This window comes from Mycobacterium sp. NGS68 (genome assembly GCF_059812195.1).
This window is the reverse complement of record NZ_JCALCE010000015.1, coordinates 1-24,436: the sequence shown is the minus strand read 5'-3', so window position 1 is coordinate 24,436 and position 24,436 is coordinate 1. Positions and strand designations below refer to the sequence as shown.

Below are 24,436 nucleotides of genomic sequence, written 5' to 3'. Positions count from 1 at the left end.
CCGGCTCCGCCGCCCTCGCGATCGCCGCTAAGGCGTGTCGCGGCGGGCGACCTTGGTCGGCTTGGCCGTGCGCCAGTCCTCGACATCCGGCGGCAGCCCGACGGGGAACCGGTTCTCGTTGTGGGCGGCCCAGTGGGCGTGCCCCAGCTCGTGGACGTGGAACGCGTGACGCAGCGCCTCGGTGAATCCCATTGCGTCCGAAGCGGCGTTGACCGAGTCCTTGATCAGCAGTGCCGCCATCGTCGGCCGCTCGGCGATTCGACGCGCGAACTCCAGGGTCTTGTCCTCCAGCTCGTCGACCGGAAAAACCTTGGACACCATGCCAAGTCGGTACGCCTCGTCCGCATCCAGCGAATCACCGGTCAGCAGCAGCTCTTTAGCTTTGCGTGGGCCGAATTCCCAAGGGTGGGCATAATATTCGACGCCCGGCATGCCCAGCCGAACGGCGACGACGTCGCTGAACTTCGCGTTGTCGGCGGCCACGATCAAATCGCACGCCCAGATCAGCATGAGTCCCGCCGAGATCGCGTTGCCCTGGACCTGGGCGATGGTGATCTTGCGCAGATCGCGCCAGCGGCAGGTGTTTTGGAAAAAGAAGTGCCACTCCTGGTGATACAGCTTCTCGACGATCGGCTCGAGAGTGGCGCCGTGCGAACGGAAGGTGGGGTGCTGCGTCGGGCCGGGCTTGCGCTCCAGCAGCGCCGCATCCGAGCCGAGGTCGTGGCCGGCGGAAAAATTCCGGCCGCGCGCCGCGAGGATCACCACGCGCACGGTGTCGTCGGCCTCGGCGCGGCTGAACGCCTCGTCGAGCTGCACCAGCAGCGTGCGATTCTGCGCGTTGTGCTCGGCGGGCCGGTTCAGCCAGATCCGGGCGATGCGCCCCTCGTCGAGAGTTTCGTAGGCCACCGGCCCGTCAGCGTCGTCGCTGGCCGCCGCGGTGCTGGCCTGGTCGGAGAATGTCATTCTCCACACATTACGGCCACCCCGCAGGAACCCGCTCGGCGGGACGTCAGTCCTTTTCGAGTGCGGCGGCGAGCAGGGCCGCGGCGGCCTTGAGCAGCTCGTTCGAGCGGTTGAGTTCCGCGTTCTTTTCCTTGAGCTGGTCGATCTCGGACGACGGCCCAGAATCGCCATTAGTCGAGGGGGCGCTTCGACGCAGCCGCTCGTGCACCGTCTCGGTGATCGTGTTGCCGAGCACGTCGGTCACGGCCCGAACGGCCATCCGCTCCATGTCGTGACGGCCGTGCATCGCGGCGACGGTGTGCACCTCCTCGCGGTGGCCGACCCCGTTGACCGCGGCGGCCTGGGCCACCGTTCCCCGGAATTGCGCCGCCGCGGGGCGGTAGGGCCGCAGCACCTGGTGGGCGCTGGTCTCCGCGCCGACGCACGCCGCGACCGGCTCCTGTTGCTCCTGGCGGAGCTCGACTTCGGCTTGCTGCTCGGCGAGTTCGGCTTCCTGCTGACGAAGCTCGTTCTCCCACTGGACGAGTTCGGACTCCTGCTGCGCGAGCTGTGAGCCCTGCTGGGCAATTTGGGCTTCCCGGTGACGCAGCTCGTTTTCCTTCTGCGCGAGCGCGGCCTCCCGCTGGGCATATTCGGCCTCGAGCTGGCGCAGGTGGCCTTCCTGCTGACGGACCCGACTTTCGTACTGGCGCAGCGCAATCTGCTGCTGGGCAAGCTCGGTTTCCCGCTCCGCGACGGCCATCTCACGCTTGTGCAGCCCGCCGTCCCGGTTGCGCAGCTCGGCGTTGCGGTTGCGCAGCTCGGCGTCCTCCTCGATGTGCCGGGTCAGCTCTTGCTCGACCAGGTCGATGAAGAGGTCGACTTCCTGCTCGCTGTAGCCGCGCTTGCCGATCCGAGACCGGGAGAACGCGACATTGTGGACATCGGCTGGTGTAAGCGTCATTACTTATCCCCGGGAGTCAGACGGCGTCAGGCCCGCCCCGCCGGGCGGGGCGTTGTGGCATAGGATAATGCCTTTTTGCAGAACTGTGATCCGTTTGCCAGTCAATATGTGCCGCAAATCCGAAAAAGACATGCAACGGACTGGCCGTGCGACGGGATCGACCGTTGGGCTGTATCCAACTGGGCGTCGCGTCCTTCGACGTTGGCCCCGAAAGTCGGTGCTGCCGTCACCGGCAAGGCCCTCTTACGTTACCGTCAATTGCTGTCCCTGACCACGCTTTTCGACGCCATGAGGCCCTCGGTACAGCGGCCGTTCACCGGGCCGCCCGGCGCGCACGCACCGGGCGCCGCGCTCGCCCGCGTCTTCTCGATAGGCGTCCGCCGATATGCAATCGCGTTGCTGCGCTCTGAGCCAATTTCCGCCACGGATGACGTCAGGTAATTGCAAATTCCGCCTCCTGCGCCGGGCGGTCATGGGCCCGGGACAGTCGGCGCTCGGTCGCCGGAAGCACCCGAAAAGTGGGACGGCTGTCACGCAATACGAGCGTCCCCTAAAGTTGTGTTATGCCTACCAAATCTGACCCTGCCGATATCGGCGATGTGGAGCCGCTGGCCGACAGCACCGCGAGCCAGGCGAGGCGGGTCGTCGCCGCGTATGCCAACGATGCCGATGAGTGTCGAGTCTTCTTGTCCATGCTTGGTATTGGGCCGGCGAAACTAGAGACGTAAGTGGCTCGCCAGGGGGATCGCGACCCGGCGACGCCGAACCAGGAGCGCCCCGGAGATTCCGATTTTGTGGTCGTCGCCAACCGCCTGCCGGTTGATCTGGAGCGGCTGCCCGACGGCACCACCGCCTGGAAACGCAGCCCCGGCGGGCTGGTCACCGCGCTGGAGCCGCTACTGCGCCGACGGCGCGGGGCGTGGGTCGGCTGGCCGGGCGTGGTGGACGGGGACGAGGAGCCGATCGTCCAGGATGAGCTGCGGCTGCAGCCGGTGCGGCTGAGCGCCGAGGACGTCGCCGACTACTACGAGGGGTTCTCGAACGCCACCCTGTGGCCGCTGTACCACGACGTCATCGTCGCGCCGCTATACCACCGCGAATGGTGGGAGCGCTACGTCGAAGTCAACCGCCGGTTCGCCGAGGCGGCGTCCCGCGCCGCCGCCCAGGGCGGGACGGTGTGGGTGCAGGACTACCAGCTGCAACTGGTGCCCAAGATGCTGCGCGCGCTGCGGCCCGACCTGACCATCGGGTTCTTCCTGCACATCCCGTTTCCACCGATCGAACTGTTCATGCAGTTGCCGTGGCGCACCGAGATCATCGAGGGCCTGCTCGGCGCCGACCTGGTCGGATTCCACCTGGCCGGGGGTGCCCAGAATTTTCTGTTCCTGGCCCGACAACTGGTGGGCGCCAACACATCCCGAGGTGCCGTCGGTGTGCGGTCGCGGTTCGGCGAGGTGCAGCTGGAGTCGCGCACCGTGCAGGTCGGGGCGTTTCCCATCTCGATCGACTCCCGCGAACTCGACCAGGCGGCCCGCGACCGCAACATCCGGCGGAGGGCCCGCGAAATCCGCACCGAGCTTGGCAACCCGCGCAAGATCCTGCTCGGCGTCGATCGGCTCGACTACACCAAGGGCATCAACGTCCGGCTGAAGGCGTTCTCTGAACTGCTCGCGGAGGGCCGGGCGAAGCGCGACGACACCGTGCTGATCCAGCTGGCCACGCCCAGCCGCGAACGCGTGGAGAGCTACCGGATCCTGCGCGACGACATCGAACGCCAGGTCGGCCACGTCAACGGCGAATTCGGCGAGGTCGGTCACCCGGTGGTGCACTACCTGCACCGGCCCGTCCCCCGCGACGAACTCATCGCGTTCTTCGTCGCCAGCGATGTCATGCTGGTCACCCCGCTGCGGGACGGCATGAATCTGGTGGCCAAGGAGTACGTCGCGTGTCGCAGCGACCTGGGTGGCGCGCTGGTCCTCAGCGAATTCACCGGCGCCGCAGCCGAACTCCGGCAGGCCTACCTGGTCAATCCGCACGACCTCGAAGGGGTCAAGGACGCCATCGAGGCCGCACTCAACCAGCCCGTCGAGGAGGGCCGACGCCGGATGCGGTCGCTGCGACGGCAGGTGCTCGCCCACGACGTGGACCGCTGGGCGCGGTCATTCCTCGACGCTCTCGCCGAGTCCGGGCCGCGCCGAGCCGAATAGGTTGGCAGCGAGCGTGCGCAGAGGTACGGCGGCACGCCGCGCTGACCGGAATATTGCGCACACTCGCGCCGGCCCCTACCGGCCGCCCGCCAGACCGCGAGCGGCCCCAAATTTTCCGGGAATACCCCGCCAGCCCTGCAATTTGAGGCCCCCCGCGGCCAAGCAGGCCGAGCGAACCCATGGTGTTGCCACCCGATCGCTGTGATACTCAGATACAGCGCGAAACAAAGGACGTGAAGGAGGAGCCGACGTGAAAGTGCGTCGTGTGCTGGTCGCTGGAGCCGGCGTCGCCTCGGCCGTTGCGATTGGCGTTGCGCTGGAATCCGGTTCTCCGGCGCATGCGGTCGCGCCCCCGGCGGACGGCAAGTACTCATTCAACCAACCCGGCGTCTCCGGGGTGACGTGGACGGTCACGGCGCTGTGCGATCAAGTGAACGGCAGCCGCTACTACAAGGACTACGACAACCCGACCATCATGGCCAATTTCTGTGCGCTGAACGTGGTGAGCGCGACGGACGAGCAGATCACCCGCGCGGAGAAGCTGGGCAACTTCAGCGGCCGGGCGCGGTTGACGGGCGGGCTGTGGACCTTCAAGGTGGAGGTGCCAGACGGTATTTCGTGCCCGAACGGCGGTACCGGGCCGACCACCGAAACATATGCGTTCGACAACGAGACGCTCAGCGGCACGCGGACCATCCTGCACGGCGCCGTATGTGGAGCGCAGTCGGAGATGCGCAAGCAACCCTTCTCGCTGTCGCTGGTGGGCCCCCCGCCCAGTCCGGTCGAGCGTTATCCGCTGCGCTGCAACGACATTGCGATGTGCTTCTGAAGCCGTACGCTCAGATCGGCGTAATGAAGGCGATCAGCCATTTGCCGTCGACCTTCTTGAAGTCCACCCGCAGTCGGCTGCCGTCGTAGAGCGGCTGGCGTGATTTGTCGGTCACGGTGCGGTTCATGTAGACCATCACCGACGCCGATTCGCGTTTCGCGAAGATGACTCCCACGCCCACCACGTTGGCCTGGACGACGACTTCGCGTTTCTTGGCCTCGGGAATGATCTGCGCGTTGACGCTCTTCTGGAACTCCTGGCGATAGTCGGGCGTCAGCAACGGGTAGGCGGCGATGATGCTGCGCTCGACGGTCTGGTAGTCGTAGGCGAAGACCTGCGGGATCGCCCTGGCGGCCAGCTGCGGCAGCACCGCCCGGGCGTCGGCGGCGCCTCGCGCCTCCACGCGGTGCCAGTAGAGCGAGCCGCCCGCCGCGGACAATCCGATAAAGGCCGCTACCAGCAACGAGCCGGCGATCGCGATCAACAATCGCGGCAACCGCCGCATCAATTGCCCCCGTCGGGATACTTCAGGTCGTATCCGGTCATCCGACCAGCCTCGTCCTCATGCACGATGACCCGCAACCGGTAGGGCTGCGACGGCTTGTTGACTCCGTCCGCGTCGGCGACCGTGACGCGGACCGACACGAGGACCGACGCGTTGTCGGTCACCCCGTCGATGGCCTCGAGGGCGGCGCCGTTGATGACGGCTTCTGACGTCGCGTTGGTGGAGCGGAACAGCCCCTTGAGGTTTTCGACGTTGTTGTTCGCGCTGAGCATCCCGCGCAGCGGTCCGCTGGTCGCGTTGTAGAACCGGTTCACGCTGTCGTCGATGTTGTCCTGTTTGTAGCTGAACATATTGACCACCATCTGCGTGGCGGTGTCGACGAAGCGCTGCTCGCGCGCCTGATCGCGCTCGGCGTGCTTCTGGTCATGGATCAACCAGGCCACGCCGAGCGATAGCGCGGCCACCGCCAGCAGCACGGCGGCCAGCGAGACGGCTGCGACCAGCACCCAGTGCGATTGCCGCCGCGGCGGAGGCTTCACGGCCGTCGGCTTCTTGGCCGCCTTCGGCTTGGCCGCGTTCTCGGCCTTGGCGCCGCCGACGACGGTGTCGGCGCTGGACTCACCCTTCGCCGGGCCCGCCGCGCGGGACGCGCGCCGACGTACGCGTTGCGTCGTCGACTCCGTTACCGAGGAAGTGTCTACATCCACCACTAGAGAGGCCTTGGGTCACGCATCAGGTCCAACCAGTTCTCGGCGCTGGACGCGCCGCTGGCACCGGAGGCGAAAATACCAGTCCCCCCGGCGGGATCCGCGAACGCACCGGTTCGCGGGTCGTAGGTCGTGTACGCGGGGCCGCCGCTGGCCTGCGGCGCGGGCCCCGGAGGACCGATACCCTCCGGCGGTCCCGGCGGCGGGAGGTACTTCGGGTACGGAATCTGCGGCGGCACCGGCGGGATCCCCGGCGGCATCCACGAGGGATTGCCCGGCGGCGGCCCGCTGTCGTTGGGCGGCGGCGGGTCGTACGCCGGCTGGTGCGGCGCCGGGCCCGGACCGGGCACCACACCGGGTGGCGGCGGCCCGACCATCGGGACGCCCGGATCGGGGTCCGCGCCCGGCGGGATATACGGAAACTTGTTGGGCGGCAACACGTTCAGTCCGTTGGTCATCGGCGTGTTGTACGGGACCGGCGGACCGCGCCAGGGGTTGCGTCCCGTCGGCACGTAGCCCTTCGGGTCGCGGCACAGCTGCACCGTCGGCGCCCGCTTGCCGGGGAACTCCTGGCATGGATAGTTGCGGGCGCCGCGGACGGTGGTCGGGTCGTTCTGCGCGGCCTTGCAGTACATGTCCCGCGGAAGCTCGCGCACCGTCTCGTCGGCCGGCGTCCGCATCAACGGCGGGGGCACGAAGCCGACGGCGCACGGGGGCGGGTCGTTGAGGTCGAGCTTGAAGTCCAGCTTGGCGCCCTCGTCCTGCGGGGCGCCACCCGCGGCGGTGGTGATCGCCGCGAACAGCGCCGGCAACACCACCAGCAGCTGCTCGATCGACTTGTGATAGACCACGCCCACTCGGCCCAGGTTGGCCAGGTTGGCCGCCAGCGCCGGGAAGGACGGCCGGATGCCCGAGAACGCGGCGTTGGCCTGGTCGATCGCGCTCGGGGCGGTGGCCAGCGTCTCGCGCAACTGCGGGTCCGCCTGGCGCAGCTCGGAGGTGAAGCGCGCGAGGCCGTCGGCCAGCGACCGGATGTCGCCCTTGGCCCGGATCTGGGCCTGCAGGAACGGGTCCGCCTGGTCGATCAGCTGGGAAACCTTCGGGTAGTTGGCGTTGGCCTCGTCCACCAGCAGACGGGCGGATTCGAGGAGCCGGGCCAGCTCGGGACCGGTGCCGTTGGTTGCCACGAACGCCTCGTGCAGCAGCTCCCGCAGCTTGGTGTCACCAAGGCTGTTGACCAGCGCCTCGGCCCGGCTGAGCAGTTCGGCGACTTCCTTGCCGATCTGGGTGTTCTGCCGCTCGATCCGGTCTCCGTTGCGCAGCTTCACCGACGACGCCGGCTTGTCCTTGGGCGGCACCAGGTCGATGTACTGCTCGCCGATGGCCGACACGCTCTTCACGGTCGCGGTCACGTTCGACGGGATCTCGGTGCCGCTGTTGAGTCGCATGCTGGCGGTCACGCCGTTGGAGTTCAGCCCCACCGATTCCACCCGGCCGACGGCGACACCGCGGTAGGTGACGTTCGCGTTCTTGTACAGGCCGCCGCCCGCTTCGAAGTTGGCGCTGATGCCGTAGGTACCGAGACCCAACGTCGCGGGCAAGCGCAGGTAGAAGATGATCATGATGGTCAGCGTGACGACCGTGACCAGCGCAAAGATCGCGAGCTGGATCTTGGTGAGTCTGTCTATCATCGTCCCACCCCCTACGGTGCTGCCGTGCCAGGCGGAATCTTGAACGGATCGGCGGCCTGCCCGGACAGGTTCGCCAATTCGCCGACCAAGAAATCAGGCGGGTTCAGGATTTCGGACATGTGCATCATGTTCGGGTCGAGCGCATACGACGTGGTGAAGAACGTCTCGCCGAGTCGCCGCAGGGTCAGGTCGAACGTGGTGAACACGTTGAGGTAATCGCCGCGCACCGCCTGTTTGATACCGAAGTTGGGGAACGGGAACGTCAGCAGGATCTTCAGCGAGGTGACGAAGTTCTTCCGGTTGTCGGCGAGGGCCTTGATGACCGAGTACGCCGCCTTCATGTCCTCGGCGAAGCGACCTTGGTCTTGGCGAGCACGTGCGACGTGACCTTGGCCAGCCTGTTGAGCGCGCCGAACGCCTCGACGATGTGGTCGCGCTGTTTGTTGAGCACCTTGACCGCCTCGGGCAGCGTGTCCAGGGCCCGACCCAGGTTGTCCTTGTCGCGGGCGAGGCTGTCGGAGAACCGGTTGAGCCCCTCGATCGCGCCGATGATCTCGTTGACCTGGCCGTTGAGTCCCGACGTCAGCTCCGCAAGCCTGGGAATCAGGTCGTGGAACTGACCGACGCGGCCGGCGACGGCCTGATAGGTCTCGTCGGTGATGTCTTCCAGCGCACCGACATTGCCCTTGTTCACCACCACACCGAGGGCCGAGAAGACTTCCTCGGTGGTCGGGGCCCGGCCCTTGCTGCTCTCCACGATCCGCGAACCGTTACCCAGCTTGCCGGTCGCCGGCTTGCCCTCGGGGCGGAGCAGTTCGACGTGCATCGAGCCCAGCAGCGACGTCTGGGAGACCTTCGCGGTGACGTTGGCCGGCAGGTTCACGCTCTTGTCCAGCGCCAACTTCACTGCGGCATAGAAGCTTCCGTCCGTCCGCTGCTCGGCTGTGATGCCGGCGACGCTGCCGACGGTGACGTCGTCGACCATCACCGGCGAGTTCTGCGGCAGCGTCGCCACATCCGCCATCTCGACGGTGATCTGGTACGAACCGATGCCATGCCCCTTGGTGCCCGGCATCGGCAGGGAGTTCAGCCCGCCGAACTGACAACCCGCCAGCACCACGGTGCCCGCGGCTAAGACGCTGCCCCGCAACAGGAATCGGTTCATCCGCCGGCTCCCCGCTCGGCGGGCAGCGGGCCGGGCGCGGGCGCCGGAAGCAGACCGGCGGCCGGGCCCGGGTTGGCCACCGGGCCGGGCGCGGGACCATAGCCCGGCGCGGAGGGGGCGGGCAGCGGAACGGGACCCGGCGCGGGACCCGGCGCGGCGCCGGGGGCCGGAGCCGCCCCGGGGGGTGGAGGCACGAGCAGGTTCTGCAGGTCCGCCGGGTTCTGCACGGGATGCACGCCGGGCGCAGGCACCCAGGTGAGCTGCGGGATCGGCGTCTGCGCCTTGGCCTGGGTGGCCGGGGTGTCGTAGATGATCTGGCCCTTGTACGCGGTGATCGTGTTCAACGGGTGGAACATGATCGGCGGGTAGTTCACGGCGAGTCGGCGCAGCACCGGTCCCAGCCGCTCGCGGCAGATCTCCGCGCGCCGGAAATACTCGGGCGCCCTTGAGCCGGCGGCGGTTTCGAAGGAGCCACCGCAGATGAACTGGACCGGGTTGGCGAACTCGGGGATCGAGATTAGACCGTTCAGCGTGCCCTGGGCGGGGTCGTAGATGTTGTAGAAGTTCGCGATGCCGGGCCCCGCGACGTGCAGCACCTGCTCGATGTTGTCGCTCTGGTTGCTCAATGTCGTGGTCAGGTCGCTGAGCTTGTTGACCGTATCGATCAGCGTCGCGTTGTTCTGGCCCAGGAACCCGCGGATGTCCGTGAGCGCCTGGTTGAGCGTGCCCAGCGTGTTGTCAAGATGAGCCGAGCTGTCCGCGAGCACCTGCGTCACCGACGCGACGTTGCCGGCGAACTGCACGATCTGCTCGTTGCTCGACGACAGCGCGTCGACCAGGATTTGCAGGTTTTTGACCGTGCTGAAGATGTCACTGCGCGAATCGCCAAGCCTGCCGGCGGCTTGGGCCAGCTCGCTCAGGGCGTTGTGGAACGATTGGCCCTTGCCGTCCAGCGTGTTCGCGGCCTGGTTGATCGCCTCGCCCAGCGGGCCGGGCGTCTTACCGTTCGACGTGGTCACCGGCCCCAATTGGACCGACAGCTGCGTCAGCGCCGCCTTGACCTCGTCCCATTCCACCGGGACCCCGGTGTTGGAGATGGGGTCGGTCTGCACCGGGCCGCCGGTGTACGCCGGGGTGAGCTGGATGAACCGCGACGACACCAGGTTTGGCGAGATGATCAGCGCCTTGACGCCCCGCGGGATCTTGACGTCGTTGGACACCTCCATGGTGACCACGACGCGGGAGGGCTCCGGCTTGATCGACTTGATCTCGCCGACCGGGACCCCGAGTACCCGCACCTGATCTCCGGGATAAAGGCCTACGGCGGAAGAGAAGTAGCCGACGACGGTGCGGTTGTTGCCGCTCGACGTCAGCAGGTAGATGCCGCCCGCCAGCACCGCGACCAGTGCGATCACGATGCCGATGAGCAGCGGCCGGCTGCGGGTTATCCGGTTGATCATGGCGACTTCGGCCTGATGATCCAGCGCTCTTGGATCAGCCCGCGCAGGTAGTCGGCGAGGCTGGACGGCAGCTTGCCCGGCTGGTAGACGAAGTCGAACATCGTCGCCAACAGCGGCGCGGGGATCACGCCGTAGACGTTCACGTTGAAGCCCGGCCCGGAGCCGACGACCTCGCCCAGTTCGGTGGCGTAGGTGGGCAGCCGCTTGAGCGCTTCGGTGATGTAGTCACGGCGCTCGTTGAGGGTGTCCAGCACCTGGTTGAGCTTGCCCAGCGACGGACCGAACTCCCGGCGGTTGTCGGCGACGAACCCGGAGAGCTGGGTCGACAGCCCGCTGATCCCCGAGATCAGCTGCCCGATCGCCGCCCGCCGCTCGTCGAGGGCGGCGAACAACTGGTTGCCGTCGTTGACCAACTTGTCGACCTGCTTGGCCCGGTCGGCCAGCACCGACGTCACCGACTTAGCGTGCGCCAGCAGGCCCTGCAGGGCCTCGTCACGGCGGTTCAGGGTGCGCGACAACGACGTCACCCCGTCCAGCGCGCCGCGCAGCTGCGGGTTCGCGTCGTGCAGCGTCGCGGTCAGGACGTTGAGTGCCTGCTCGAATTTCGGCTTGTCCAGCTTGTCCGCGTTCTGGCCGAGGTCCTCGAGCGCGTAGGCCAGCGTGTAGGGCGTCGTGGTTCGGCTCAGCGGAATCGTGGTCGCCTTGCCGTTGCCGCCCGGGCTCACCGAGATCGAGCGCTCGCCCAGGATCGTGTCGGTCCGGATCGCGGCCAGCGACTGGTCACCGACGTTCACGTGGCGGTCGACGGTGAAGCTGATTCTGGCGCTGTCTCCGGCCAGCGCCACTTCCGACACTTTGCCGACCTTGAAGCCAGAGACGTACACGTTGTTGCCGGGGACGATGCCGGCGGCGTCGCTGAAGTAGGCGGTATAGGTCTTGCCCTGCGGCCAGAACGGCAGGCCGGCGTAGCCGAATGCGATCAACACCACGCACACCACCAACACCAGGCCGAAGATGCCGGTGCGTAGCGGGTCGCGCTCACGCTTGGGGCTATTTGGCAAAAGCGCACCTCCCCTTGCTCGGATCCACCTGGCCGCCGAACGGTATGAGGATGTCGCCACCGGCCGGTCCGTTGATCTTGATCGTCACGGTGCAGAAGTAGATGTTGAAGAAGGACCCATAGGCACCCAGGGCCGCCAGGCGCAGATAGTCCTCGCCGAGTTGCTCGATGTCGTCGGCCACTTCGGCCTTACGGTTGTCCAGTTCGGTGGCCAGCGGCCGGGCGTTTTCGATGACGCCCTGCAGGGGCCGGCGCGAATTCCGCAGCAACTGGGTCAGATCCGTCGTCGTCGAGGCCAACGGCGGAATGGCGCCGGCGATCACATCCTTATTCTTGGCCAGCCCGCTGATCAGCTGCTGCAACTGGTCGACGCTCGTCGAGAACTGCGCGCTCTTGGCGTCGATGGTCCCCAACACCGTGTTGAGATTGGTGATCGCGTCGCCGATGAGCTGGTCGCGGTCACTGAGCGCCCGCGAAAATGAGCTGGTGTCGGCGAGCACGTTCGACAATGCCCCACCCTGGCCCTGCAGCAACTCGATGACGGCGCCGGTGATGGTGTTCAGCTTGTCCGCGTCCAGACCCTTGAGCACCGGCTTCAGCCCGCCCAGCAACGCGTCGAGATCCAGTGCGGGCTGGGTGTGTTGGGCGTTGATCGTGCCGCCCGGTGCCAGCTTTTTCAGCTCCCCCGGACCGGCGGTGATCTCCATGTACCGGTCGCCCACCAGGTTTTCATACCGGATCAGGGCGCGCGTCGACGAGTACAGCTGGTAGTGCTTGTCGACGCCGAACTTGACGTCGATGGTGTTGTCCGGGTTGAGCTTGATCTCCTTGACCGCGCCCACCGGCACACCGGCGATGCGGACCTTTTGACCGGCCTTCAACCGCGAGGCGTCGATGAAGGTGGCGTGATAGGTGGCCTCCGGCCCGAACCGGAAGTCGCCGAAGACGATCACCAGGCCTGCACTGACCAGGAGCATCACCACCGCGAAGATGCTGACCTTGATCACCATCGACCGGTGTGAAGGCATGCCGCCCCCCGCCTCCGCCATCAGAAGTCGTCCCGTTCTGCGAAGCTGCCGTGGAACAGGAACTGCAGCGTAGAGGGCGCGTCGAACTGCAGCTCGGTGAACGGCTCGTAGGGGATGTTGGCGTTGTCGGTGACCAGGAACGGCGAGCGGAAGAACGACCCGCCGGTCTGCTTGGTCGGGATGTCGGGCAGCCCGCGACAGTTCGGCCCGCCGGACGCGTTGACGATCGGCAGGCTCTCCGGGTAGGTGTACGACGGCGCGCCGAGGACGAAGCTCGACGACGTGAACAAGCCCGCCTTGCGGCCACCCAGCAGCGGCGCGAACTCCTTGATGCCGCGGTCGACGCCCGCGAAGAAGCAGCCGAATTCGGGCGAATAGTCGGCGGCGACCTTCAGCGGGGCACGCAGCCGGTTGATGGCGTCGATGAAGTTCTGTTCCGCCGGGGCCAAGGTGTCGTACCCGTTGTTGGCCAGGCCGATGGTCGCCAGCAGCGTGGTGTTGAGGTTGTTCTGCTGGTCTACGACGGTCTTGTTGATGGTCGGTAGGTTTCGGAACACGGTGTTCAGGTCCGGGGCGGAATCACCGTAGACGTTCGTGACGATCCCGGCCTTGCGGAAGTCTTCCTTGAGGGCGGGCAACTTCGGGTTCACTTGCTGGGTAAGGGTATTCAGCCCGGTCAGCAGCGCCCCGGTGTCGTCACCGTGACCACGCAAACCCTCCGACAGCGCGCTCAGCGTCCCGTTCAGTTCGACCGGATCGATCTTGTGCAGCAGGTCGATGAGCGACTGGAACAGGGTGTTGACTTCCAGCTGTACGTCCGAGGTCTGCTTCACCGTGCCGGGCTGCAGCGACCCCTGCGCGTTCTTTGGCACCAGGAATTCCACCGACTTGGACCCGAAGATGGTGTTGCCGCCGATCCGGACCGGCGCGTTCGACGGGATGAAATGCAGCTGGTCGCTGTAGATGGCCAGCTTCAGCTGCGCCTGGTCGCCGCTGTAACTGATGTCGTCGACGCTGCCGACCTGGATGCCGCGGTACTTGACTTTGGCGCCCTTTTCCATCACCAGGCCGGCGCGACTCGCGTCAACCTTGACGGTTTCGGTCGGGGTGAACGCCGCCGTGTACGAGAGGTAAGTCAGGACGGCGGCAGCGACGATCAGGCTGGCCAGCACTGCCGCTGCCAGCCGGACCGAGGTCCGTCGCGATCCTGAACTTGCCATGCTTGTTTCGAGGTCTCCTTAACCAGAGAGGTTGAAATTACCGGACGCGCCGTAAACGGCAAGAGAGATGCACAAGGTAATGACGACGACGACGATCAGCGACGTCCGCACCGCCTGGCCCACCGCGATACCCACGCCCACCGAGCCGCCGCTGGCGTTGTAGCCGTAGTAGGTGTGTACGAGCATCACCGCGATCGACATCACGATGGCCTGCAGGAACGACCACAGCAGGTCCGACGGTATGAGGAAGGTATTGAAATAGTGGTCGTACAACCCCTCGGACTGGCCGTTGATGAACACGGTCGTGAAGCGGGCGGCGAAGAACGCGGCCAGCACCGACAGTGAATACAGCGGGATGATCGCGATGAGGCCGGCTATCAGCCGGGTGGACACCAGGTACGAGACCGAGTGCACCGCCATGCATTCCACGGCGTCGATCTCCTCGGACACCCGCATGGCGCCCAACTGTGCGGTGGCGCCCGCGCCGATGGTGGCCGCCAACGCGATGCCGGCGATCACCGGTGCGACGACGCGAACGTTCAGGAACGCCGACAGGAACCCCGTCAGCGCCTCGATGCCGATGTTGCCCAGCGACGAATAACCCTGCACGGCGATGACGCCGCCGGACGCCAGCGTCAGGAAGGCCGCGACGCCGACGGTGCCGCCGATCATCACCAGCGCCCCGGCGCCCAGCGTCATCTCGGCGATCAGCCGGATCGTCTCCTTGCGGTACCGGGTGAGCGCGTTCGGGATGTAGCGCATGGTCTGGCCGTAGAACAGCGCCTGTTCGCCGAAGCCGTCGACCGGGGCCTGTAGCCGGTTGAAGAAGTTGCGCACCCGGTAGGTGAGGTCGTAGCTCATCGGGCGCTCATTTCGCCGACAACCGCACGCCGATGGCCGTCATCACGACGTTGATGACGAACAGACAGATGAACGCGTAGACGACGGTCTCGTTGACCGCGTTGCCGACGCCCTTGGGCCCGCCCTTGACGGTCAGTCCGCGGTAACACCCGACCAACCCGGCCATGACGCCGAACAGCAGCGCCTTGACCTCGGCCAGAATCAGCTCCTTGAGCCCGGTGAGCACCGTCAGGCCGTTGATGAACGCGCCGGGGTTGACGCCCTGCAGGAAGACCGAGAACACGTAGCCGCCGGACAGGCCGATCAGACACACCAGGCCGTTGAGTAGCAGGGCCACCAGCGTGGACGCCAAAACCCTGGGCACGACGAGACGTTGGATCGGGTCGATGCCCAGCACCCGCATCGCGTCGATCTCCTCGCGGATGGTGCGCGCACCCAGGTCCGCGCAGATCGCGGTGGCACCGGCGCCGGCGACCACGAGCACCGTCACGATCGGACCCAGCTGCGTGATGGTGCCGAATGCCGTTCCGGCGCCGGACAGGTCGGCGGCGCCGATCTCGCGCAGCAGGATGTTGAGGGTGAACGCGACCAGGACCGTGAACGGGATGGACACCAGCAACGTCGGGACCAGCGACACGCGGGCGACCATCCACGTCTGATCCAGGAACTCACGGAATTGGAATGGCCGGCGGAACGCGGCCCGGAAGGTCTCGATCGTCATTTCGAAAAACCCGCCGACTGCCCGGGCCGGGACAGCGAGTTTTTGCATCAACTTGGTCCCCCCCGTCTGCTGCTCGCGGCGAAGTCTCGGTGTCCTCCGGGCCCGGCCAGGGTTTGCCCAGTGCTCTGTGTGAGCCGGCTCATAGTAACCCAGAACGATCTCGCCGTGTCAATGAATGGCACGTAACGTTATTCGCGGTTGACACACTGTAATTTCGCCAGGTCAGGGCCATCGCGGAGCTGTCAATCTGACACAGGTTCTAGCTAACGAAGACGGGCGGTGAACCACTCGCACGGCGTCAGTCGTCCATGAGGCCGGTCGCGGAAAAGGTTCGGGCCGGATCGCGCCCAGCAAAGTAGTCTTGCAGCGTCGCACTGAGCTGCGCGGAATCCCACGCGGCGCCGTCGGCGCTGAACTGACGCTCCACGCTAGGAGCCGCCATCAGCGTGACGCGTGGACCGTAGACGACGAATACCTGACCGTTGACGTCCGCGGAGGCCGGCGAGGCCAGGAACTGGACCAGGGTCACCACGTGCTCCGGCGACAGCGGATCGATCTCGCCCGCTTCAACTTGAGAAGCGTCGGGCCCCGGCCCGAACACGTCGGCCGTCATCGCGGTGCGTGCCCGCGGGCAGATTGCGTTGGCGCGCACCCCGTATCGGCCCAGACCCCGCGAAGCCGTGAGGGTGAGCGACGTAATGCCCGCCTTGGCGGCGCCGTAGTTGGCCTGCCCCACCGGACCCATCAGCCCCGCCTCGGACGAGGTGTTGATCAGCCGGCCATATATGAGGCCGTCTTCGGCTTCCTTCGCCTTGTTGCGCCAGTACGTCGCGGCGTTGCGGGTGAGCAGAAAGTGCCCGCGCAGGTGCACGGCGATGACGAGGTCCCACTCCTCGTCGGACATGTTGAACAGCATCCGGTCTCGGGTGATCCCGGCGTTGTTGACCACGATGTCCAGTCCGCCGAGCCCGTCGGCGCAGGAGACGAGTTCGTCGGCGGTGGCGCGCTCGCTGATGTCACCGGTGACGGCGACTGCCTTGACACCCAGGGCCGCGATCTCGTCGACGACGTCGGACGCGTCCAGCGCGGCGGCCAGGTCGTTGACGACGACCGTGGCGCCGAGCCTGGCCAGGCCCAGCGCCTCGGCGCGGCCCAACCCCGCGGCCGCACCGGTGACCACCGCGACCTTTCCGGACAGATCGGTCGCGTTCATGCTGCTAGTCAATTACGAATACCTCTAGTTTCGGTTGGTGCACGGTCAGTCTTCGCGCAGCAGCGCGGCGCGCGGGCATTCGGCGATGGCCTGCTCGGCGAGATCTTCCTGGTCCGCGGGAATCGGATCGGTCTTGATGACGGCATAATCTTCGTCGTCCAGGTCGAAGATATCCGGCGCGATTCCCAGGCACACCGCGTTACCTTCACACCGGTCACGGTCAACAATCACTCGCACGACGCCCTCCTTGCCCCTGGCCTGCCAGTCCGATCAGGTACCGGTACACCATAAGGCCCCGCTACGTCTGACGAAACGGTCGCTGGATTCCCAGACTAGAACGTGTTACAACCGGGAAGGCGAATGGGTAGCCGTTGGTCACGTCGCGGCGCCCGATCGAATGGCTAGCTAATCGGACACCACAGCTCAACCGAAGGACGGCTGGAATGCGCATCAGTTACACGCCTGAGCAGGAGGAGCTGCGGCGCGAGCTGCGGTCGTACTTCACCGAGTTGATGACCCCGGAACGGCGCGAGGCGCTGCACTCGACACAGGGCGAGGTCGGGACCGGCACCGCCTACCGCGACACCGTGGCGCAGATGGGCAAGGACGGGTGGCTCACCCTGAACTGGCCCAAGGAGTACGGCGGTCAGGACCGCACCCCCATGGACTCGCTCATCTTCACCGACGAGGCGGCGATCGCCGGAGTGCCGGTGCCGTTCTTGACGATCAACAGCGTGGCGCCGACGATCATGGCGTTCGGCACCGACGAGCAGAAGAAGTTCTTCTTGCCCAAGATCGCGGCCGGCGAACTGCACTTTTCCATCGGTTACTCCGAGCCCGGCGCCGGCACCGATCTGGCGAACCTGCGCACCACCGCGGTGCGCGACGGCGACGACTACGTGATCAACGGGCAGAAGATGTGGACCAGCCTGATCGCGTACGCGGACTGGGTGTGGCTGGCGGTACGCACCAACCCCGAGGCCAAGAAGCATCGCGGAATCTCGATGCTGGCGGTGCCGACCACGGCCGAGGGCTTCTCCTGGACCCCGGTGCACACGATGGCCGGCGTGGATACCAGCGCCACCTATTACTCGGACGTCCGCGTGCCGGTGACCAACCTGATCGGTGAGGAAAACGGTGGCTGGAAGCTGGTGACCAACCAGCTCAACCACGAGCGGGTCGCGCTGGTGTCGCCGCAGCCGATCTTCCTGGCCCTGCGCGAGGTTCGGGAATGGGCGCAGAACACCAAGGACTCCAGCGGCGCCCGGCTCATCGACGCCGAATGGGTGCAGCTCAACCTGGCCCGGGTGCACGCCAAGGCCGAGGTGCTCAAGCTGATCAACTGGGAGCTGGCCTCCGCGTCGAGCGAGGACCTGAACCCGGCGGATGCGTCCGCGGCCAAGGTCTACGGGACCGAGCTGGCCACCGAGGCCTACCGCCTGCTGATGGAGGTGCTCGGCACCGCCGCGACCCTGCGACAGGACTCCCCCGGCGCGCTGCTGCGGGGCCGCGTCGAGCGGATGCACCGGGCGTGCCTGATCCTGACCTTCGGCGGCGGCACCAACGAGGTGCAGCGCGACATCATCGGCATGGTCGCCCTGGGTCTGCCCCGGGCGAACCGCTGAATTTTCTGCCAGGAATTCCAAAAAGGACGGGAATCAATGGATTTCACGACAACCGAAGCCGCCAATGACCTCGGCGGTCTGGTTGACACCATCGTCGACTCGGTGTGCACACCGGCCCACCAGCGGGAGCTGGACAAGCTGGAGCAGCGTTTCGACCGTCAGCTGTGGGGCAAGCTCGTCGACAGCGACATCCTGACCAGCGCGGCACCCTCCGCGCTGGGCGGCGACGGCTTCGGAGTGCTCGAGCAGGTTGCGATCCTGGTGGCGCTGGGTCACCAACTGGCCGCCGTGCCCTACCTGGAGTCGGTAGTGCTGGGCGCGGGCGCGCTGGCCCGCTTCGGCTCCGAGGAATTGCAGCAGAGTTGGGGCGTCGCGGCGGTCAAGGGCGAGAAGATCCTGACCGTGGCCCTCGACGGCGAGATGGGTGAGGGACCGGTCCGGGCGGCCCCCGCCGCGGGTGACGTTGCCGGCGTCGTCCTCACCGGCACCCGCACCCTGGTCGGCTACGGCCCGGTCGCGGACGCCTTCCTGGTTCCCGCCGAGACCGACTCCGGTACAGCGGTTTTCCTGGTCGCATCCGACGACCCGGGGGTCAAGGTGACCGCGCTGGACACCACCGGCCTGGGCAGCGTCGGGCATCTGGCGCTGGAAGGGACCCCGGTCGACGGGAACCGCAAGGTCGGCGGCGGCGAAATCGTCACCTGGCTGCGCACGATCTCCGCGCTGGGACGCGCCGCATTCCAGCTCGGTGTGCTCGAGCGCGGCCTGCAGATGACGGCCGAATACGCCCGCACCCGTGAGCAATTCGACCGTCCGATCGGCAGCTTCCAGGCGGTGGGGCAGCGACTGGCCGACGGCTACATCGACGTCAAGGGGCTGCGGCTGACGCTGACGCAGGCCGCCTGGAAGGTCTCCGAGGACCTCCCCGCCGAGATCGACGTGGCGTCGGCCGCGTTCTGGGCCGCCGACGCCGGGCACCGCGTGGCGCACAGCATCGTGCATGTGCACGGCGGCGTCGGGGTCGACACCGATCACCCCGTACACCGGTATTTCCTAGCCGCCAAGGAGACTGAGTTCGCGCTAGGCGGCGCGACCGGGCAGCTGCGCCGGATCGGGCGCGAGCTGGCCGAGACGCCCGCTTGAGCCGGTTGTCCGCTGCCGCCGCTGCGGCGGCTGCCGCCGCTGCGGCGGCTGCCGCCGCTGCGCCGAGCGTGACGCCAGCCGCACAATGGACGCCGAGCGTGAAGCCAGCGTCACACTCGATGCGGCGAGCAAGCCGGTGACCGCTGGCCCGACGGTCACCGACCTGCTGGTGCCGCTGACCGAGATCGACGACCGCGGTGTGCATTTCGAGGACTCGTTCACCAGTTGGCGGGACCACCTGCAGCATGCCGCGGCACTGGCCGCCACCCTGCGCGAACGGCTGGACCCTTCGCGACCGCCGCACGTCGGTGTGCTGCTGGAGAACACTCCGTTCTTCTCCGCGGTGCTGGTGGCGGCCGGGATGTCGGGAATCGTGCCGGTGGGCCTCAACCCCGTGCGCCGGGGCGCGGCGCTGACCCGCGACATCAGCCACGCCGACTGCCAGCTGGTGCTCGCCGACGCGAAATCCGCGGCGACACTGGACGATATCGACCATGTCAACGTCGATTCGAGCGAGTGGGCCGTCGAGGTGGCCGCCCATCGGGACACCGAGCCGCGTTTCCGCTCCGCTGCGCCGACGGACCTGTTCATGCTGATGTTCACCTCCGGCACCAGCGGTCAGCCGAAGGCGGTGAATATCAGCCACGGCAAGGTCGCCACGGCCGGCGCCGGCATGGCCCTGCGCTTCGAGCTCGGCGCCGACGACGTATGTTACGTGTCGATGCCGCTGTTCCACTCCAACGCGCTGCTGGTCGGGTGGGCGGTGGCCGTGGCGTGTCAGGGATCGATGGCGTTGCGGCGCAAGTTTTCCGCATCTGGCTTCTTGCCGGACGTGCGCCGCTACGGCGCCACCTACGCCAACTACGTGGGCAAACCGCTGTCGTATGTGCTCTCCACGCCCGAACAACCCGACGACGCGGACAATCCGCTGCGGGCGGTGTACGGCAACGAGGGAGTGCCCCGGGACATCGAACGCTTCGCCCGCCGGTTCGGCTGTCGGGTTCAGGACGGCTTTGGTTCGACGGAACTCGGGGTGGCGATCGCCCGTACCCCCGACACCCCGGCGGGCTCGCTGGGCCCGCTTCCCGAGGGCGTCGACATCGTCGACCCGGACACCGGCGAGTCCTGCCCGCCGGGTGTCGCCGGCGAGCTGGTGAACCTCACCGGCGCAGGCGGTTTCGAGGGCTACTACAACGACGAGGCTGCGTCGGCCGAGCGGATGCGCGGCGGCATCTACCACAGCGGGGACCTGGCCTATCGCGACGCCGACGGGTACGCGTATTTCGCTGGGCGGCTGGGTGATTGGATGCGAGTCGACGGCGAGAACCTCGGGACGGCGCCCATCGAGCGGGTGCTGCTGCGGCATCCCGACGTGACCGAGGTTGCGGTCTACGCGGTGCCCGATCCCGTCGTCGGCGACCAGGTAATGGCCGCGTTGGTGTTGGCGCCCGGCACTGCGTTCGACGCGGAGAAGTTCCGGGCGTTCCTGGCCGACCAGCCCGACCTAGGTCCCAAGCAGTGGCCGGCGCACGTCCGGGTCAGCGCCGAACTGCCGCGCACCGCGACGTTCAAGGTGCTCAAGCGGCAGCTGTCGGCGGACGGTGTCGACTGCGGCGAGCCGGTATGGCAGATTCGCCGTTAGACCGATGAATTCCCGTCCCCTCGAACTCGCGCTGGAAACCAGCTTCGACCAGTTGTCCGCATCGGTGCCCGCAAAAGTTGGCGTCGCGATCGCCCGTCCGGATAGGACCTACGCGTTGGGCCGGTGGTGGTCCGGTGTCGCATGGTCCACGATCAAGGTTCCGTTGGCGATCGCGGCGCTGCGCAGCAATCGGTTGCGCGCCCAGGACCTTTTGTCGAAAGCGATCACCGAATCCGACAATCCCGCGTCCGAACAGTTGTGGGCGCAGCTGGGTGATCCGGTGGACGCCGCGCGGTGTGTGCAGCGCATCATCGCCGAGGGCGGCGATCCCGCCACCGTGGTGGAATCACGGCGACTTCGGCGTGGTTTCACCGCGTTTGGTCAGACCCGGTGGACCCTGATCCGGCAAGCACGGTTCGCCGCCGAACTCCCCACGATCCCCGACGCGGCCGACGTCATCGAGCTGATGCAGCGGCTCACCAGCGACCATCGCTGGGGTTTGGCCGCCAAAGGCATGGCGGCCAAAGGTGGTTGGGGACCGGGCGTCGACGGTGAATACCTGGTCCGCCAGTTCGGGATCCTGCCCACCCAGGCCGGTCAATGGGGCGTGGCGCTGGCGGCCGAAGCCGACGCGTTCGAGACGGGCGTCGAGGTAGCCGATGCGCTCACGGATTGGATCCTGAGCCGACTTCCCGGGCTAGCCCGCTATTGAGCAGGACTATCACTGCCGGTTCGCCACGGAGGTGGCAACGGTCCCCAACTCCGGATCGACGGCGGTAACCCGACACCGCCATCAGTTTGCTGGGCTACCGCCACGCGGGAAGTCACGCGGGAAGTGGTGGAGGCGTCTTCGCCAGTGCGTCGGCCGGTAGTTGCTCGCATCGGCTGCGACGGCGATCAGGTCACATCGGGTTCGGTCACAGCGTCATCGAGGGTGGATTGGCTCGGTGTTAGGCGCGGCGTCGCTCGGTCTGACGTTCAAGCGCTCGGCTGCATGGATGCCCCAATAAGCAACTGGATACGGGTGTGTCGAGCGGATCTTCTCGCGGGACTCGGCCACTCCGTCGTGACATACCACCAGGTTGGGCGCAGAGACAGCAGCATTGGCGATAAGAGTGCCATCGAATGTGATGGCCGCCACAAATGCGGCGCTCATAGGGCTAGCGGGTGTCGGCCATGCGGGATATTTGCGCAACTGTTCTGCGGCGCGTCGTGGCGCCCAGGTATGCAGGCGAATCGGCGGCGTTTGCCCGACTGCCTTTCTTTCGATGCTGGCGGCATTGACCCGGGTGCGACCTTCGGCAACGCTTCGGTCACATTTGCATTAAGCCAAGCCAGGGGCTCGCTTGTTGTCATTCGTGTCGATTGCACCGCACACAGCGACTACTGCCGCCGGTGGTCCAGCACGGAATGAATCAGCGCGAACGAGTTTCGGCGCTGCGAAGGCGGCCAAGACAAGTCGCGTGTTGGCTGCGGGCGCAGATGAGCGGTCAACGCATAAAGCGGAGTTGGTCAATTCCTGCGCGCGACGGTACCGACCGTTGGGTGTCCTGGCTGACATTTCCCCAGTGTGTCGTGCCCCCCTCAGGTATGGAACCGGCCCCGCGCTGATCGCCGCAGTCCCACAACACAATCCGACCAAGGCACGCCTTCGGGCCGCCGAACTACCCCGTTAGCGTGCCCCGACCTCAGGAGTCGCAATGTCGTACGTGCTGATTTCACCGGAGTTACTACAGGACACTGCGGCGGGTTTGAAGCGCATTGGCGGGCTCGTTGGTGAAGCCAATGTAGCTGCGGCCGGGTCCACGACACAGATTGCGGCGGCCGCGGGGGACGAGATTTCGGAGCGGATCGCCCAGATGTTCGGCAGCTATGCGCGTGACTACCAGGCAATCGCGACGCAGGTGGAGGCGTTTCATCAGCGTTTCGTGGCGAATTTGAGCGGTGGTGCCGGTGCGTATGCGGCCGCTGAAGCGCTCAACGCCCAACAGGGCCTGCTCGGGTTGATCAATGCCCCGACGGAATTGCTGTGGGGGCGTGCGCTGATCGGTGACGGTCGCAATGCCACCACCGCCGGCGCGGCCGGGGGTGACGGTGGGTTGTTATTCGGTAACGGCGGTGACGGAGCTAGCGGCGCCGCGGGGCAGGCGGGCGGGGCCGGCGGGGCGGCGGGGCTGTTCGGCGACGGCGGCCGCGGGGGCGCTGGCGGGATCAACGGCGGCAACGGCGGTGCCGGTGGTTCCGGTGGCTGGCTGGTGGGGACCGGCGGAGCCGGCGGCGCGGGTGGAGTGGGCGGAGGCAGCGGGGGGATCGGCGGTAACGGCGGACTGGTGTGGGGCGGCGGCGGTTTCGGCGGTGCCGGCGGGTACGGCGGCGGGACCGGCGGGGCCGGCGGTCGCGGCGAGTGGTTGTTCGGGGCGGGCGGGACCGGCGGAGCGGGCGGCGTCGGCACCGACGCCGATGCTGGAGGCGCGGCCGGTGCCGGGGGTCATGGTGGCGTGGGCGGAGCCGGCGGGTTTTTCAGCGCGGGTGGTGCCGGGGGTGTCGGCGGAGCCGGGGGGGCGGGCGCTATCGGCAACGCCGGCGGCGCGTTGGGCGGCGACGGGGGCTTAGGCGGCTTGGGCGGTGCGGGAGGAGCAGGGGGGCACGGCGGTCAGTTGTTCGGGGCTGGCGGCGTCGGCGGTGCTGGTGGGGCCGGCGGTACCGGGGGCATCGGTGGGGCAGGCGCCGACGGCGCTACCGCGGGTCTGGGCGGTGTCGGCGGCAACGGCGGAACCGGTGGTAGTGGTGGGCAAGCCGGTACCGGCGGGGCCGGTGGGGCAGCCGGGTGGTGGAGTGCTGCCGGTGGTGTCGGGGCGGCCGGTGTCAGCGGTACGGGAGGTACCGGCGGTGCCGGTGGCGCCGGTGTGGCCGGGACCGACGCCGCCGTGGGCTCGGGCGCTTCAGGGGGCAGTGGGTTCGCCGGCGGGGCCGGCGGCGCGGGCGGGGCCGGGGGCAACGCCGCCGCGGGTGGGGTCAACGGTGCGGGTGGGTTGGGCGGCGCCGGCGGCACCGGGGGCAGTGGCGGGGCGGGCGGGTCCGGCACGGGCAATGGCAGCGTCGGCGGTCAAGGCGGCACCGGAGGCACGGGTGGGGCCGCCGGAGTGGGTGGGGCCGCGGGCACCGGGGGCCGCGGTGGACAACACGGTGCCAGCGGCGCCGGCGGGACCGGCGGCACGGGTGGCCGCGGCGGCACCGGCAGCGACGGCACCGGCGGCGCGGCGGGCACCAGCACCTCTGATGGCAACGGCGGCAACGGAATTAGCGGATTCGCTGGCGGCCAGGGCGGCGCCGGAGGCGCTGGAGGTGACTCCGGCGCCGGGGGCACCAACGGCAGCGGCGGCTCGGGCGGTGTGGGCGGGCACGGCGGCGGCGGCGGGACCGGCGGTGACGGCGCCGATAGCACCACCAGCG

22 protein-coding genes and 1 pseudogene are annotated in these 24,436 nt (G+C 67.5%); 9 read left to right on the top strand and 14 right to left on the bottom strand.

Annotated elements, in window-relative coordinates; translation table 11 throughout:
• Positions 1–27 precede the first annotated feature (27 nt).
• Both AC5Y5V_RS17565 and AC5Y5V_RS17560 read right to left on the bottom strand, forming a co-directional pair.
• Positions 28–963, bottom strand: coding sequence for an enoyl-CoA hydratase (locus tag AC5Y5V_RS17565; protein ID WP_499937783.1), 936 nt, complete (start codon positions 961–963; stop codon positions 28–30).
• Between the two features lie 46 nt (positions 964–1,009).
• The gene (locus AC5Y5V_RS17560; RefSeq protein ID WP_499937781.1) at positions 1,010–1,906 is read right to left on the bottom strand and encodes a DivIVA domain-containing protein; all 897 of its coding nucleotides are present in this window, start codon (positions 1,904–1,906) and stop codon (positions 1,010–1,012) included.
• Between the two features lie 563 nt (positions 1,907–2,469).
• On the opposite strand from AC5Y5V_RS17560, the gene AC5Y5V_RS17555 reads away from it, so the two are divergent.
• The 3 genes from AC5Y5V_RS17555 to AC5Y5V_RS17545 all read left to right on the top strand — a co-directional run bounded on the left by AC5Y5V_RS17555 (position 2,470) and on the right by AC5Y5V_RS17545 (position 4,942).
• Positions 2,470–2,634, top strand: a complete 165-nt coding sequence (locus tag AC5Y5V_RS17555; protein WP_499937778.1) for a hypothetical protein — start codon at positions 2,470–2,472, stop codon at positions 2,632–2,634.
• Entirely contained in the window at positions 2,635–4,113 is a 1,479-nt protein-coding gene (locus AC5Y5V_RS17550) for an alpha,alpha-trehalose-phosphate synthase (UDP-forming) (RefSeq protein WP_499937775.1), read from the top strand.
• A 250-nt stretch (positions 4,114–4,363) separates the two neighbouring features.
• A complete protein-coding gene (locus AC5Y5V_RS17545) occupies positions 4,364–4,942 on the top strand; it encodes a hypothetical protein (protein ID WP_499937771.1) in 579 nt (192 codons plus the stop codon).
• A gap of 10 nt (positions 4,943–4,952) precedes the next feature.
• Here AC5Y5V_RS17545 and AC5Y5V_RS17540 read toward each other — a convergent pair whose 3' ends face one another.
• The 12 genes and pseudogenes from AC5Y5V_RS17540 to AC5Y5V_RS17485 form a co-directional block, all read right to left on the bottom strand.
• Positions 4,953–5,447 (bottom strand): mammalian cell entry protein, encoded by a 495-nt coding sequence (locus AC5Y5V_RS17540; protein WP_499937767.1) that lies wholly within the window; start codon positions 5,445–5,447, stop codon positions 4,953–4,955.
• The gene (locus AC5Y5V_RS17535) at positions 5,447–6,157 is read right to left on the bottom strand and encodes an Rv1363c family protein (protein WP_499937765.1); all 711 of its coding nucleotides are present in this window, start codon (positions 6,155–6,157) and stop codon (positions 5,447–5,449) included. The genes AC5Y5V_RS17540 and AC5Y5V_RS17535 overlap by 1 nt, the downstream gene beginning before the upstream one ends.
• Positions 6,157–7,845, bottom strand: a complete 1,689-nt coding sequence (locus AC5Y5V_RS17530; protein WP_499937763.1) for a virulence factor Mce family protein — start codon at positions 7,843–7,845, stop codon at positions 6,157–6,159. The genes AC5Y5V_RS17535 and AC5Y5V_RS17530 overlap by 1 nt, the downstream gene beginning before the upstream one ends.
• Before the next feature lie 11 nt (positions 7,846–7,856).
• Positions 7,857–9,010, bottom strand: a pseudogene (locus tag AC5Y5V_RS17525) (MCE family protein).
• Positions 9,007–10,470: an MCE family protein gene (locus AC5Y5V_RS17520; protein ID WP_499937761.1), complete on the bottom strand. Its 1,464-nt coding sequence runs from the start codon at positions 10,468–10,470 to the stop codon at positions 9,007–9,009. Before AC5Y5V_RS17520 ends, AC5Y5V_RS17525 begins: the two are co-directional and overlap by 4 nt.
• Positions 10,467–11,531 (bottom strand): virulence factor Mce family protein, encoded by a 1,065-nt coding sequence (locus AC5Y5V_RS17515; protein WP_499937759.1) that lies wholly within the window; start codon positions 11,529–11,531, stop codon positions 10,467–10,469. Before AC5Y5V_RS17515 ends, AC5Y5V_RS17520 begins: the two co-directional genes overlap by 4 nt.
• Complete coding sequence (locus AC5Y5V_RS17510; RefSeq protein ID WP_499937757.1) at positions 11,521–12,579, bottom strand: MCE family protein; 1,059 nt, start codon at positions 12,577–12,579, stop codon at positions 11,521–11,523. The genes AC5Y5V_RS17515 and AC5Y5V_RS17510 overlap by 11 nt, the downstream gene beginning before the upstream one ends.
• Complete coding sequence (locus AC5Y5V_RS17505) at positions 12,579–13,778, bottom strand: MCE family protein (RefSeq protein ID WP_499937755.1); 1,200 nt, start codon at positions 13,776–13,778, stop codon at positions 12,579–12,581. Before AC5Y5V_RS17505 ends, AC5Y5V_RS17510 begins: the two co-directional genes overlap by 1 nt.
• A gap of 18 nt (positions 13,779–13,796) precedes the next feature.
• Entirely contained in the window at positions 13,797–14,639 is an 843-nt protein-coding gene (locus AC5Y5V_RS17500) for an MlaE family ABC transporter permease (RefSeq protein ID WP_499937752.1), read from the bottom strand.
• A gap of 7 nt (positions 14,640–14,646) precedes the next feature.
• Positions 14,647–15,411 (bottom strand): MlaE family ABC transporter permease, encoded by a 765-nt coding sequence (locus tag AC5Y5V_RS17495; protein WP_499937747.1) that lies wholly within the window; start codon positions 15,409–15,411, stop codon positions 14,647–14,649.
• 247 nt (positions 15,412–15,658) lie between these two features.
• Complete coding sequence (locus AC5Y5V_RS17490; protein ID WP_499937742.1) at positions 15,659–16,573, bottom strand: 3-oxoacyl-ACP reductase; 915 nt, start codon at positions 16,571–16,573, stop codon at positions 15,659–15,661.
• A gap of 45 nt (positions 16,574–16,618) precedes the next feature.
• A complete protein-coding gene (locus AC5Y5V_RS17485) occupies positions 16,619–16,810 on the bottom strand; it encodes a ferredoxin (protein ID WP_293329720.1) in 192 nt (63 codons plus the stop codon).
• 206 nt (positions 16,811–17,016) lie between these two features.
• On the opposite strand from AC5Y5V_RS17485, the gene AC5Y5V_RS17480 reads away from it, so the two are divergent.
• From AC5Y5V_RS17480 to AC5Y5V_RS17455, 6 genes are all read left to right on the top strand, one after another.
• Positions 17,017–18,198, top strand: a complete 1,182-nt coding sequence (locus tag AC5Y5V_RS17480; RefSeq protein ID WP_499937739.1) for an acyl-CoA dehydrogenase — start codon at positions 17,017–17,019, stop codon at positions 18,196–18,198.
• 36 nt (positions 18,199–18,234) lie between these two features.
• Positions 18,235–19,341: an acyl-CoA dehydrogenase family protein gene (locus tag AC5Y5V_RS17475; protein ID WP_499937734.1), complete on the top strand. Its 1,107-nt coding sequence runs from the start codon at positions 18,235–18,237 to the stop codon at positions 19,339–19,341.
• Between the two features lie 136 nt (positions 19,342–19,477).
• Positions 19,478–20,983: a long-chain-fatty-acid--CoA ligase FadD17 gene (gene fadD17, locus AC5Y5V_RS17470; RefSeq protein ID WP_499938067.1), complete on the top strand. Its 1,506-nt coding sequence runs from the start codon at positions 19,478–19,480 to the stop codon at positions 20,981–20,983.
• Between the two features lie 4 nt (positions 20,984–20,987).
• Positions 20,988–21,695 carry a hypothetical protein gene (locus tag AC5Y5V_RS17465; RefSeq protein ID WP_499937732.1) on the top strand — a complete coding sequence of 236 codons (708 nt, stop codon included), beginning with the start codon at positions 20,988–20,990 and terminating at the stop codon, positions 21,693–21,695.
• A 646-nt stretch (positions 21,696–22,341) separates the two neighbouring features.
• Complete coding sequence (locus AC5Y5V_RS17460; RefSeq protein ID WP_499938065.1) at positions 22,342–22,659, top strand: PE domain-containing protein; 318 nt, start codon at positions 22,342–22,344, stop codon at positions 22,657–22,659.
• A gap of 24 nt (positions 22,660–22,683) precedes the next feature.
• Positions 22,684–24,436: PE family protein (locus AC5Y5V_RS17455; protein ID WP_499937730.1), on the top strand; the 1,753-nt coding region annotated here is incomplete at its 3' end.

Coding starts and splice junctions, on each gene's coding strand:
- AC5Y5V_RS17565 (WP_499937783.1), bottom strand. CDS start 963: ATGACATTCTCCGACCAGGCCAGCACCGCGGCGGCCAGCGACGACGCT.
- AC5Y5V_RS17480 (WP_499937739.1), top strand. CDS start 17,017: ATGCGCATCAGTTACACGCCTGAGCAGGAGGAGCTGCGGCGCGAGCTG.
- AC5Y5V_RS17510 (WP_499937757.1), bottom strand. CDS start 12,579: ATGGCGGAGGCGGGGGGCGGCATGCCTTCACACCGGTCGATGGTGATC.
- AC5Y5V_RS17555 (WP_499937778.1), top strand. CDS start 2,470: ATGCCTACCAAATCTGACCCTGCCGATATCGGCGATGTGGAGCCGCTG.
- AC5Y5V_RS17490 (WP_499937742.1), bottom strand. CDS start 16,573: ATGAACGCGACCGATCTGTCCGGAAAGGTCGCGGTGGTCACCGGTGCG.
- AC5Y5V_RS17505 (WP_499937755.1), bottom strand. CDS start 13,778: ATGGCAAGTTCAGGATCGCGACGGACCTCGGTCCGGCTGGCAGCGGCA.
- AC5Y5V_RS17540 (WP_499937767.1), bottom strand. CDS start 5,447: ATGCGGCGGTTGCCGCGATTGTTGATCGCGATCGCCGGCTCGTTGCTG.
- AC5Y5V_RS17520 (WP_499937761.1), bottom strand. CDS start 10,470: ATGATCAACCGGATAACCCGCAGCCGGCCGCTGCTCATCGGCATCGTG.
- AC5Y5V_RS17560 (WP_499937781.1), bottom strand. CDS start 1,906: ATGACGCTTACACCAGCCGATGTCCACAATGTCGCGTTCTCCCGGTCT.
- AC5Y5V_RS17530 (WP_499937763.1), bottom strand. CDS start 7,845: ATGATAGACAGACTCACCAAGATCCAGCTCGCGATCTTTGCGCTGGTC.
- AC5Y5V_RS17475 (WP_499937734.1), top strand. CDS start 18,235: ATGGATTTCACGACAACCGAAGCCGCCAATGACCTCGGCGGTCTGGTT.
- AC5Y5V_RS17465 (WP_499937732.1), top strand. CDS start 20,988: ATGAATTCCCGTCCCCTCGAACTCGCGCTGGAAACCAGCTTCGACCAG.
- AC5Y5V_RS17500 (WP_499937752.1), bottom strand. CDS start 14,639: ATGAGCTACGACCTCACCTACCGGGTGCGCAACTTCTTCAACCGGCTA.